The sequence below is a fragment of the Telmatobacter bradus genome, from assembly GCF_048629425.1.
GTDB classification, from domain to species: domain Bacteria; phylum Acidobacteriota; class Terriglobia; order Terriglobales; family Acidobacteriaceae; genus Telmatobacter; species Telmatobacter bradus.
The window spans coordinates 2,900,742-2,913,395 of the sequence record NZ_CP184532.1 but is presented as its reverse complement, the minus strand read 5'-3'; the positions used below and the strand labels follow the sequence as shown (position 1 = coordinate 2,913,395).

5 protein-coding genes are annotated in these 12,654 nt (G+C 57.4%); 2 read left to right on the top strand and 3 right to left on the bottom strand.

The genetic code is table 11. The features are described 5' to 3' along the window. Positions 1-9: 9 nt before the first annotated feature. The 3 genes from ACOBR2_RS12080 to ACOBR2_RS12070 form a co-directional block, all read right to left on the bottom strand. The gene (locus ACOBR2_RS12080; protein ID WP_420236363.1) at positions 10-5,151 is read right to left on the bottom strand and encodes a beta strand repeat-containing protein; all 5,142 of its coding nucleotides are present in this window, start codon (positions 5,149-5,151) and stop codon (positions 10-12) included. A gap of 551 nt (positions 5,152-5,702) precedes the next feature. After that, positions 5,703-6,371 (bottom strand): response regulator transcription factor, encoded by a 669-nt coding sequence (locus tag ACOBR2_RS12075; RefSeq protein WP_420236362.1) that lies wholly within the window; start codon positions 6,369-6,371, stop codon positions 5,703-5,705. A gap of 17 nt (positions 6,372-6,388) precedes the next feature. Continuing rightward, the gene (locus ACOBR2_RS12070; protein WP_420236361.1) at positions 6,389-8,101 is read right to left on the bottom strand and encodes an ATP-binding protein; all 1,713 of its coding nucleotides are present in this window, start codon (positions 8,099-8,101) and stop codon (positions 6,389-6,391) included. Positions 8,102-8,391: 290 nt separating this feature from the next. On the opposite strand from ACOBR2_RS12070, the gene ACOBR2_RS12065 reads away from it, so the two are divergent. Both ACOBR2_RS12065 and mobF read left to right on the top strand, forming a co-directional pair. After that, positions 8,392-9,627: an ISL3 family transposase gene (locus ACOBR2_RS12065; protein WP_420236124.1), complete on the top strand. Its 1,236-nt coding sequence runs from the start codon at positions 8,392-8,394 to the stop codon at positions 9,625-9,627. Between the two features lie 271 nt (positions 9,628-9,898). Beyond that, positions 9,899-12,622, top strand: a complete 2,724-nt coding sequence (gene mobF / locus ACOBR2_RS12060; protein ID WP_420236360.1) for a MobF family relaxase — start codon at positions 9,899-9,901, stop codon at positions 12,620-12,622. Positions 12,623-12,654: the final 32 nt, after the last annotated feature.

The window sequence follows — 12,654 nt, the reverse complement described above, 5'->3', positions numbered from 1 at the left end:
CCTTCTCGTTTACTGCACGTTGAGCGTAACGGTGAAGCTGTGCTGCAGGCCGCCTCCGGTCGCGGTCACTGTCACCGTGTAATCCTTGGCCGAATGCGCAAAGTAACTGCCGCCGCATCCGGTCAACGCGGCTGAAGCCGCGATGCCGCCCAGCAAAATCACGAAGCAGAGCCAGTAGCGTCCCTGTCGCCGCATCTTCTTTGCGCCAAGCAGCGGGAACAACAACAGCGCCAAGACCAGCGGAGCCAGCTTGCGTCCAGACTCGGTCAATTGCGCCGTCGCCGCTGCCGTCTGAATGGTCATGGTCACCGTCTGCGCGCCAGCAGTGGCCGAAATCGTCGCAGGCGAGAAGGCCACCGTCGCGCCCGTGGGCAGTCCGCTGGCCGTGAAGGTTACCGTGCCCGCATAGCTGCCGCTATTGGGAGAGATAGAAAAGCTGTAACTGACCGCGCTGCCCGGAACCACCGTCTGCGTGGTCGTGGTCGGAGTTGTGATGGTGAAGTCCAACGAACCCTCGGTGATCGATAAGTCGCTGAAGGTGCTGGTGGTGAAGTTGGTGTCACCACTGTAGACCGCCTTAAGGCTATAGGTTGAGCCTGCCGCCAGCGTTGTTGTGTAGCTGGCGGATCCATTGCTCAGTGTTGAGGAACCCAGCAGCGTCGTATCGCTATAAAAACTCACGGTGCCGGTCGGTGTGCCGCTGGTGGTCGAAACAACTTGTGCAGTCAGCGCGGTGGTTGTTCCCGAATCCGTTGTCGTGTCGCTGGCGCTCAAGGTAGTGGTGGTGCCTGCCTGCGTCACGGTCAGGACTCCGTCAACGATCGACGCAGAGTAATCGGAGAGATTAGTTCCCGATAAGCTGGGAACAATGGCGTAAGTTCCCACATTCGACAGCGTGGTCGCTGTGGTCGAGAAGCTCTGCGTAAAACTGTCGTCATTCAATGTTCCGGTGATCGCACCCGTGAATGCTGGGTTTGCTGCGCCATAGTTGCGTGTGCTGCTGTTGGCGGTAATCATTAGCGTGGCTTGCGTGATGATCTGGTCAACCGTACCGTTGGCGCTGGCGTAGTTGCTGTCGCCGCCGTAGCTGGCGGTAATCGAGTAGCTGCCCACCGCCAGCGCCGAGTAGATGATCGAGCAAGTTCTGCTCGATAGCGTGCAACTGCCGAGGGTGGTCGATCCCGCCTTGAAGGTTATGGTGCCCGTAGCAGTTGACGAGGACGCGGTTCCCGTAATTGTCAGGTTCGCGCCGTAGGTGGCGGAACTCGATGAAGTGGAGGCCGTCACCGTCGGCGTCGTCTGACCGATGCTAAAGCTCTGTGTCACGTTGCTGACTGCTGCATAATCCGTGCCGGCCGTGGCGCTCGCCGTCAGCGTGCAGTTACCTGCGCCCTCATAGCTGACGGTGTAGTTGCTCCCGCTGCCCGTGACTGCGCAAATACCACTGGTTCCGCTCAACGATACGGCGCCATCGCCGCTATAGGCAATCGTTGGCGTGTAACTGCCGCCGTAGGTCGCACTCGACGGCGCGGAGACAGCCAACGCCGGCGTCGCCTTACCGATTGTGAAACTCTGGGTTACGTTGCTTACCGCCGCATAATCCGTACCAGCCGTGGCGCTCGCCGTGAGCGTGCAGCCTCCCACGCTTATATAGCTTACTGTATAGCTGGTTCCACTGCCCGTGACGGTGCATATGCCAGTGGTTCCGCTCAATGATACTGTGCCGTCGCCGTTATAGATAACCGTCGGCGTGTAACTGCCGCCGTAGGTCGCACTCGACGGCGCGGAGACAGCCAACGCCGGCGTCGCCTTACCGATTGTGAAACTCTGGGTTACGTTGCTTACCGCCGCATAATCCGTACCAGCCGTGGCGCTCGCCGTGAGCGTGCAGCCTCCCACGCCTATATAGCTTACTGTATAGCTGGTTCCACTGCCTGTGACGGTGCAGATGCTACTTGTTCCGGCCAATGATACCGTACCATCGCCGCTATAGGTAATGGTAGGCGTGTAACTGCCGCCGTAGGTCGCACTCGACGGCGCGGAGACAGCCAACGCCGGCGGCGCCTGAGTGATATTGAACGTCCTTTTCACACTACTGACGGAGGCGTAATTCGTACCTGCCGTGGCGCTAGCAGTCAAGGTGCAGCTTCCTACTCCAACATAGCTGACCGTGTAGCTGCTTACACTACCTGTGACGGTGCAGATGCTACTTGTTCCAGCCAATGATACCGTACCATCGCCGCTATAGGTAATGGTAGGCGTGTAACTGCCGCCGTATATCACACTCGACGGCGCAGATATAGCCAGCGTCGGCGTCGCCTGAGTAATGACCTGAGCAACCGTACCGTCGGCGCTGACATAGTTATCGTCGCCGTCATAGCTGGCGGTAATCGTGTAGCTGCCTACGGCCAGCGTCGAATACCAAATTGAGCAGGCGCCATTCGACAGCGTGCAAGTACTGAGGACTGTCGATCCGGCTTTGAAGGTGATCATACCAGTTGCTGTTGTCGAGGACGCGGTTCCAGTGAATTTCAAGTTCGTACCGTAGCTGGCAGAACTCGATGTCGTAGTGGCCGTCACCGTTGGCGTTGCCTGGGTGTTGGTCAACGAAAAGGTCACGCTGGTATTAGGATTCAGGTTCGAGGTCACCGCGTAGGAATTCGCGCTGGCCGTTAGGTTAGCTGTAGCGGTCACACTGGTGATTCCGTCCGAGCCAGTTTTATCGGCGGACTGAAACGTAGCGCTCGCTCCGCTGGATGGGGCTGCAAAGGCTACAGTTGTTCCGGAGACAACGTTGCCATAGGCGTCCGTCACCTTAACCTTAAGGGGTAAAGTAAAGGCATTGCCGATGACGGCTGATTGCGGAGTGCCGGAAACTATAGCCAGGTTTGCCGCACTGCCGAATGTATTTGTCAGAGCAAAGGTGACGGAGGTTAGTCCTGTTACTCCGGCAGTCACATCGTAGGTACCGGAGGCTGTGCCCGCAGTAGCTGTTACGCTGGCAATGCCGCTGGAGTTTGTCGTTGCGCTGGCACTGGAAAGCGTTGCGCTTGCGCCACTGGCAGGTACGCTAAAATTCACGGCCACACCGGGCACAGGATTGCTATATTCGTCGCTTACTAAAACTTCGATGTTCGAGGCAAAACTCTGGTTGACGACTGCCGATTGTGAGGCGCCAGAGCTCGCAGTCAAGCTGTATGCCGCGCCGGGGTCTACCTCAATAGCGGCAGAGGTGGCACTCGCGATCGTAACAGAGTCGCTGTCTGAGGCCACCGCCGTAATCGTGTAGCCGCTGCCCGCCTCATTCATGTTGAATGTCGTCGTCCCCGTACCGCAGGTAAGGAGCAAGGGAGAGGTGTAAGTGAATTTACCATTGGTGCTGGTTAAGGTGACGATTCCGGTGTATCCGGCAACCAGCGTGGTTCCGTCCAATAGCTGAACCGTGATGCTGTTACTACTTCCCGCCGTGACCGTCGTTGGCACAGAGCTAATCGAAAGGGAGTAGCTACTGGTAGAGGCGCTGTAGTCAGCATCGGTCAGTTCGCTGTGCGGGCCAAAAGCAGTACTGCTTGAGCAGTTGATGGTGCCCTTATAGTTGTAGAGCGGTGTAGCATCCACATCGCCCGTTGCTCCGACTACGGCAGATGCTGGGACGTATACCTGTCCGCTGTCGTGACTAAACCCGTGGTTATATATGTAATTTATTCCGCCGGCGCCTGCCGTTGCCGAAGCGTAGATTGAGTTGCTGTTGAAGATCGAAAGGCTGCCTTCGTTGACAAAGATGGCAGGGCCGGCCGCAGCGCCACCGCCGCCAGCAGATCCGAAGCTTGGTGATAAGTAATCACTCGCGGAGCTGTCAAAAGTATAGTAAGGAAGCCCGCTATTCCCGCCATACAACGAATTCGTGCCATCCGTGTAGCCACCGCCGGTGCCTGTTTTATCTGGCGTCAAGATGTAGCCACCAGCGCCGCCGCCAAAACCGCCACTGCCACCGCCGCCGCCGGCGCCTCCACCACCACCGCCACCGAAGCCGCCGGCGCCGCCGCCGCAGTCGTATTTCTGACTTGGGCAGCTGTTAACGTCTGCTGTTCCATCCCATAAGACACCATCGAATCCCCACCTACCGCCACCGCCACCGCCACCGAAACCGCCGGCGCCACCAACTGCGATTGCACCGACAACTTCTAGAGCAACAGCGGTACCGGCGGCTCCAGCGCCATTGACGGCATCGCCATACACAACGCCGCCCGTGCCCGCGCTGTAAAACGTATAATCAAAATATGCGGTTCCGGCAGCCTCACCGGCAGCGCCGCCACCGCCACCGCCAGCACCGCCGTTACCGCTATAGCTTAATGCCGTCAGTTCCAGGCTCAGGTTTGTACCGTCATATGCCCCGTAGCCACTCCCTCCAGCAGCCAGCATTCCACCACCACCGCCACTGAATACGTCGGCTTGAATACTGTCGCCCCCAGCAAAGGCCATGCCGCCGCCACCGCCGCCGCCACCGCCCAATACGGCGCCAGCTAGAGTTCCGTCCACTTCGACAGCGCCGCCGCTACCGCCAATCGCCGTACAATTCTTGAAGGTTGTGTTCCGGACCGAGACCACGGCGGTACTTTGATTGATAAACAATCCACCACCCGCGCCAAAGCCGCCGCCGCCGCTCCCCCCGTTAAAGGAATAGGTACCTACGGTGACACTGCCCCCTGCTCCACCTTGGGCCAGGCCATTCTGGATCACCAAATCGCTCAGTATGACCGTACCACTATCGACGAAGAAGACCCGGTATAGACTCGCTCCGTCAATAATGATGGAGCCATTGCTCCCCCCGTTGATTGTCAGATAGAGCGGATTCGTTGAACCGGAAGTGATCGGCGGCAAGGGGGCACTCAGCGTAATCTTGCAGCTCGATCCGCAGTTGAAATCGATGACCTGCTCTCCGCCGTTTTGAATCGCCTGCTGAATGCCATAGCGCAGATCGCCTATGGCTCCAGTGCCGAGTCCAGGAAGGTTGTAGTTACTCGACGTGCTGGTTGTTTCCGTCGGGACGGTGTCGGTATGTAGCGTCACGGTGTAGGTGGTAGTCTCCGCCGAAGCCGCCAGCATGCTCATCCCGGCCAGCATGATGAGTGTAGTGCCCCATCGTGCCACGGTGCACGGGCGTGCCAAAGAATGTCGCGAGTGAGCAAAGGTCCTGCGGATCAAGGTACAAAACAGCATCCAACTCAGCAGCCAGCGGCGGTCGATCATAGTCATCCTTCTTTCGATTTCTTGCGGCACAACACAGGGCATACATGCGGTTCTCTCGCACCGGTCGGAGCATCTCCGGTTGCATCGCCGCCCGAAATCCCTCTGGAGCAGGCCCGTTCAGGGGCAAGCCATTGCGGGCACAGCGATAGCCATGTCCGGAGATCATCGAGAGTCGTGCTGGAGAGCCCGATCATGGCCCTAAAATAACCCATTATTTATCTATAAGTTAGATAAAAAGCAGCACAAAAGTCCTATACTTTGGTCTAGTCTTCGAAAATAAATATGCAGCTATTGATCCGGCCCTTAAATAGTGCTACTGGGATCCCACCCTTTCGCTAACTGAACAAGAAGCAGATCCTTCGACTCGCTTCGCTCGCTCAGGATGACAGAAAGGATGGGGCACACAATGCACTGGGGTGAACACAGTATTTACGGACCGGATCTATAGGAGTTCAGTCCAGGAGGGAATCGGGAGCCACGTGCAGCTTGCTGGCGTAAGCGATCGCCTGGGCACGATTTTCCAAGTGGAGAAGGTCGGCGATCTCGCCCATGTGGTACTTGATGGTGGCCTCAGCCAGTCCCAAATCGAAGGCGACCTCTTTATACGGGCGGCCCTGGGCGACCATATGAAGAATCTGCATCTGCCGCTCGCTCAAAGCAGGAACTTTAGGCGCGGCCTTGCGCTGGCGGGCTTTGCGCTGCTGCTCACGGTGGGCAAACTCGGCCAGGATTTTGGCTGCCAGCCCGGGCGAAAAAGGCGATTCGCCCCGCGCCATGCCCGCCAGCGCCTCCACAAAATCCTTCTGCGGCATACTTTTGAGCAGATAGCCGCTGGCTCCGGCGGCTATAGCCTCGAAGAGATGCGTTTCATTCTGCGAAACGGTCATCATGACGATCTTCATGCCGGGCAACTTGCTCTTGATGGCCCGTGTTGCCGCAATACCGCTTTTGCCCGGCATCTGAATGTCCATCAGCACGACATCGGGCGTCAGAAAGATGGCCTGGGCGACCGCCTCCTGCGCATTGTTCGCCGTGCCCAGAACAACAATGCCGTTGTCCTCCAGCAGGTCCTGCAGCCCTTCGAGAAAGAGAGCGTTGTCATCGGCCAACAACACCTTCATGGTCGGAGTCCTCTCCTTTAGGATAGTGCCTCTCCTCGGAATGGCGCACATATTGAGAGGGGCAGCTTCACGGTGACTCTGGTCCCACCCTGAGAACGGGAATCGCACTGAAGCCGCGCACCGATCTCCGCCGCCCGCTCCCGCATGATCTGGAAGCCATGATGCCCGGTTTGCTGACCCAATTGCCCCGGGTCAAATCCGCATCCATCGTCTTCTACCAGGATCTTGAGTTCGTCCCCTTCCCTCTCGATCACCACCTGCACATGGTTGGCGTGAGCCGATTTCCTCACATTGACCAGAGCCTCCTGCAGAATGCACAGCAATTGCACTTCGACGCCGGGTGAAAGCATTTCCGCTTGCCACTCGTAACGTACCACCAACTCAGCCTCAAGATCGCAATGTTCGCGATACCAGCGAAGCTGTTCTTCCAGCGCAGGCAACAGTCCTTGCTCACGGGATATGCCCGTCTGTAGCCCGGTGATGGATTCGCGCAGACCAACGTGCATCTCCTGGACCACTTCGATCAGTCGATCCAGGCGCTGCATCGCTTGCGGCCTATCGTCTTTGACGACAGAGTTGCGAGCGGCTTGCATCTGCATGAAGAGATAACTCCAGAGCTGGCCCGGCCCATCGTGCAGTTCTCGGCCCAATCGCGTGCGCTCTTCCTGCGTCGAGAGCGCCTTCTCCTGTTCAACGATGTGCGCGTGTTGCTGCTTTTCGTGTGTAATATCTTTGAAGACCAGCACCCGGCCCAGCACATGGCCCGCTGGAGTCCGCAACGGGGTTTGCGTTACCAGGTAGAAGAGAACCGCGTCGCCTTGTCGGCGTTGAGCCTCCCAGATAGAAGCGGAGTCATCACGACAAGCCATCTCCGGCCATGCCTGCTGGGCATCCACGATGGTCTTGCCTACGGATACAGTCGTGCCGGCAAAGATGATTCTGGTCGGAGCATTCAATGCGACGATGTATCCCTCGTCGTCGATGACCAACAGGCCATCTACCATTCCCTCAACCACAACTTCCCTGGCCAGAGGGAGAATGCTATAAAGCCGCCAGCGATGAAAGGCCCAGAGGGTAATCAAGCCGGAGAGACAAAAACCTATTGCGCACGGGGCGATACTGTCGAGACCTCGCAATCGAGAAACAAGCTGCCCGGACCAGGTAAAGATGCTGGGAACCAGAAACATCCAGGCCTGACGCCGCCTGAGTCCCGCATTGCGCAGAGCCCAGCGGGTGTTGATCCAAAGGGTAAAGACATTCAGCGCATAGATAGGCAGGCTAATACTATTGCCAAGCAAGGAACGGGGCGAATGAAAGATCCCGTCCGTTATGCGCAGAGAGTTCCAAAGCCATCCACGCCATGCGCAAACGACGATCAGCAGAAAAAGAATTCCTGCACCGCACTGTATCGTGCGCCACCTCAACGCCGATATTCTTCGGTCATAGCCGCTGAGATTGGCTATAAAACGAAACCATAGATAGCAAACAGAAAAGGATAGTGCCGTGCCGATCTGAAGGCAAAGAATCTTCTCCTCAATCAATGCACTGCGACTGCCCAGAACCAGAACGAGCAACCAGAGACCTTTACTCGCCTGCAACCACACCTGCCAAAGCGCACCCTGCTCCTTGCGATACTGCCAGGTATGAATGGAGAGTCCTTCGAGAATGGCGACGACCCCCAACGAAAGCCAGAGGGAAATCGCACTGGGAGAGATCGGATAGGATGGCATGGGCACTTGCGACTATTCTATATTTCGCGCCTTGCTTATGCCCTGCCGCTCGCAACCAGAAACAGACATAAAAGACCATAATTCCTTGGCAATGTTTTCAGTCCTCCTCACGAAGTACTCGAACACACTTCGAACGATCGTCGAGTTTTCTCGAACGCGGTTCGGCATTATCCGAATTCCGTTCGATATTGATGGAATTCAGCAGAATTTCGGCTCTGCGCAGGAATCTGTAAGGCAGCGTGATTTTCGCGGGTTTTGCTTGAGGTGTGGAATCGGCTATTCTCCTCCCGATGCGCGACAACGATTGGACGCGGGTATTGGGATGGCCGGGCTACAAGGTCTACCGGCATGAGATTGACGAGCCTGGCAAAAGGCTGAAGCTTTGGGTTCGGCGCAAGCGGGCCAACAAGTTGCTGGTCTGTTCCGGCTGCGGCAGGCCAACAGGCGAAATGGTAGCCAGCTATGAGCGGGAAGTGCGCGATCTGCCGTGCTTCGAGTATCTGACCACGGTGGTGATCGAGCTGTACCGGGTTCGTTGCCTGGACTGCGGCGTCAAGGCGGAGAAGGTGCCGCTGCTTCCTGGCAAAGCGCCCTTCAGCAAGCGTTTCGAGGATGCGGTAGGCCAAGCCTGCGAAAGCTCCGCAGCCAGCCGAGTAGCGCGGCAGTTTGGTCTGGCGGCGAGCACGGTGCGGGCCATCGATCAGCGGTATCTGGCGCGTTGGGCAAAGTCGCGGCGCAAGCCGGCCTTGCGGCAGATGGGTGTGGACGAGATCTTTGTGGGCAAAAAGCAAAAGTTCATCACCGTGGTGAGCAACCTCGGGACCGCCGAGCCTCTGTGGTTCGGCGCGGAGCGGAAGAAGGAAACGCTCGACGAGTTCTTCGCCAAGCAACTGAGCCCCTTTCAACGTGGCGCGGTGCAGGCTGCCTGCGTCGATATGTGGGAACCGTTCAAGCAGAGCATCGCCGAGTGGCTGCCCAACTGCCGCATCATCTATGACAAATTTCACATCATGAAGCACGCCGGAGCGGCTGTGGATGAGGTGCGCCGCCAGGAGTTCTTCCGCAAGGGCGGGCCGGCGCGGGAACTGGTCAAGGGCAAGCGCTGGCTGCTGCTGACGCGCTGGGTGCATCTGACCGCGCGCCAAAAACAGCAACTCAACGAACTGTTTGCGCTGAACCGGCGCGTGATGAAGGCGTACCTGCTCAAGGAAAGTCTGGATCGGCTGTGGAGCTACAGATATGAGGGCGCGATGTTGCGCTACCTGAAGAACTGGATCGATCAGTTGCGCTGGCAGCGGCTCAAGCCCATGGAGAAGTTGGCCGACATGCTGCTTCGCCATCTGGAGGGAATCCTGAACTACTGCAGAACAAAGGTTCCCCTGGGGGTGGTCGAAGCAGTCAACGGCAACATCAAAGCGCTGTTGCGACGCGGACGCGGCTACCGCAATCTCAACTACCTGCTGCTGAAAGCGCAACGGCTGGCCGCCACAAGAACCCAACTCGTCGCCTTTCAGAAAGCCGCGTAAAACGATGGCCTTTACACATTCTCGTCAAGAGCCAGAATTTCTAAGCCGTGAGGCTTAGGGATGATGTCTATCTTCAAAACGAGTACAGCGAGAACGCTCTTCGCCGGACTCAGCCAAAATGACGCTTGCAGATTCAGGGCGCATGGATTGCAATACGGGCAGACCGGGTGCGGAACTGGCTTCTGTTGGCTACTGCACTGACGCGACAATCAGGACGGCAAAAACGCAAAAGCTGTTGCATTGCAAATTCGAACAGCGTTAGCGTCAGTTTATGCTGACGATACGGGCCATGTCGGGCGGTGCCGGGTATGCCCAGCGGCATCTCGAACAAAGCGATTACTACGATGAGCATCGCCGGGTTCAAGGCGCGTGGTATGGTCGTGGCGCCGAATTGCTTGGATTGCGCGGCGAAGTGACTCCTGAACAGTTTGAGGCTGTCCGCGAAGGGTTGCACCCAGAGACCGGAGAATATTTGCGTCCGCGTCACAGTACGGATCGAGTGAGTGTGGATGGAACCGAGCAGAGCAAGGCGCGGTCTCTCTACGATCTGACGTTCTCCGCGCCGAAGTCGGTTTCGATTCAGGCGATGGTCGCGGGAGATGAGCGATTGATAGCTGCTCACGATGAAGCCGTCCGCTCAACTCTGGCAGAAGCGGAAAGCCATGCAGCAACACGTGTCCGTCTTAATGGTGTAAACGAAGATCGCATGACCGGCAACTGGATCGTTGCTACGTACCGCCACGATGCCAGCCGCGAACTCGACCCGCAACTGCACACCCACGCCGTTGCCGCCAATCTCACCTATGACGGTGTAGAGGGTCGCTGGAAGGCATTACAGGCATCCGGTTTGTATGAGCGCCGGGCGTACCTCACCGAGGTCTACCGGAATACACTGGCCCACGAGGTGCGCAGTCTTGGCTATGAGATTGAGACGCACCGCGATTCCCGAGGCCATGACCAGGGCTTTGAAATTTGCGGGGTCTCTGATGATTTGCAAGAAAGATATAGTCAGCGCAGCGCACAACGGGATCGGGCCATTGATGAATTCACAAAGCAGAATGGCCGCAAGCCAACAGATAACGAAGTTGCCGTTCTCGTCCGTGAATCTCGCGCGGACAAGCTGGCGGAAATCTCCACAGAGCAGGTCCGGCAACAGCAGCAGGCACGTCTGTCTCCGGAAGAACGGCGAAGCCTTGAACGACTCCAGCAGAACTCCCTGGAGCACAGACAGAACGTGCCAGATGAAATTTCGCGAGCGCATGATTCCTTGCAATACGCAAAGGAACATCTCTTCGAGCGGCGTTCTGTCGTTCATGATTACGAATTGCTGGCTGAAACTCTGCAACATGGCCGGGGTCAAGTTGATCTGGGACAATTGCGCGGCTTGCTGCAAGTTGAGCAATCCCAGGGCGAACTTATCCATGCCGGTAATCGACTGGCTACCCGCGACAGTCTGGACCGCGAACAGCGCATGGTGGCTTTAGTAAATAAGGGCATCGGCCAGTACCCGCAACTGGGTGGCACGCATGAATTCCACCCGGATGAACATCTCCGAGACGAACAAAAACGCGCAGTTCAGCAGATTCTTGATTCACGCGATTTCGCTATTAACCTGCGCGGAGCAGCAGGAACCGGCAAAACGGTCACACTTCAGAAAATTGATCGCGGGCTTCGCGAAGCCGGGCGCAATGTAACGGCGATTGCGCCGACGCGCAGCGCGGTAGAGGAGTTGCAAAAGGTCGGCTTCCGCGATGCGATGACCGTTTCCCGGCTGCTGGAAGATGAGTCGGCACAGGCAGCGCTTCGTGGCCGGGTTTTGATCGTGGATGAGGCTGGCATGATCTCCGGGCGTCAGATGGATGGAATACTACAACTCGCAGAACAGCAGCAGGCCCGTATTCTCTTCTCCGGCGACACGCGGCAGATTCAGAGTGTTGAAGCCTCGGACGCGCTGCGCATTCTGGAGCACGAATCGCAGATGAAAAATGTCTCGCTGACCGGCGTGCAGCGCCAATCGAACATCGCGTACAGAGATGCCATTCAAACACTGCGCGAGTCTCCCGAACAGGGATTTGAAAAGCTGGAACGGCTCGGCGCGGTGCATGAGGTCTCCTTTGCAGAGCGTGGCCGGGCTGTCGCTGATCTCTATCGCGAAATGACAGCCGATCCTTCCCGGAAGATTCTGGTTGTAGCGCCTACGCATGAGGAGATCAGCCGCGTTACCCGTGCGATTCGAGACGACCTTTCCGAACGAGGCCACCTCGGCCCAAGCGTGGTAATTGATCGGCACGTTCCGCTGCAATGGACGGAAGCGCAAAAGCGCGATTTGTCGAACTACCGCGAAGGGCATGTACTCCTGGTTCACCGGGCAGCAAGGGGCATGGATAAGCATGAAGCTCTGACTGTCAGTGAGGTCAGAACCGATGTGCTGGTAGCTCGCAATGCTCGCGGCGAAGAGAGAACCTTCACCCCCGCGCAGACGCGATCTTTTTCCGTCCAGGAGCTGCGGCCTATTGAAGTGGCTGCTGGGGATCGACTGCTTTTGACTGGCAATCGTCGGGATGCGGATTTCCGGGCCACCAATGGCGAACTGGTACAGGTGCACAATGTGGTGAACGGGCGCATTGAATTGGAGGATGGCCGCGCGATGCCGGAGAATTATCGCCAGTTCGATCATGGCTACGCCGTTACTGCCCATCGCAGCCAGGGCAAGACGGTGGACGGCGTGATTCTTTCTGCTGACTCGATGAAACAGGAATTGTTCTACGTAGGCGCGTCACGCGGCAGAAGTGATATTGCCATCGTGACAAGTGACCGCGAACAGTTGCGCGAGTCCCTGGGCATCTCCTCCGCTCGTCCGTCAGCGATGGAACTGGCAAAAGAGCAGGCGCTCTCTTTCGGACTTGAGCACGGTGTTCAACAGGCTCCAGTTAAAGCCATTGAACTTTCAGTCCTAAGCGAAGAAATCTTCATTGAACTTGGAATCGGCCTTTGATGCAAGGATCTCCAGCAGCCCCGCGCGATTTT

Excerpts from the sequence above, each read along its gene's own strand:
- ACOBR2_RS12075 (WP_420236362.1), bottom strand. The coding sequence starts at position 6,371 with ATGAAGGTGTTGTTGGCCGATGACAACGCTCTCTTTCTCGAAGGGCTG.
- ACOBR2_RS12070 (WP_420236361.1), bottom strand. The coding sequence starts at position 8,101 with ATGCCATCCTATCCGATCTCTCCCAGTGCGATTTCCCTCTGGCTTTCG.
- mobF (WP_420236360.1), top strand. The coding sequence starts at position 9,899 with ATGCTGACGATACGGGCCATGTCGGGCGGTGCCGGGTATGCCCAGCGG.
- ACOBR2_RS12065 (WP_420236124.1), top strand. The coding sequence starts at position 8,392 with ATGCGCGACAACGATTGGACGCGGGTATTGGGATGGCCGGGCTACAAG.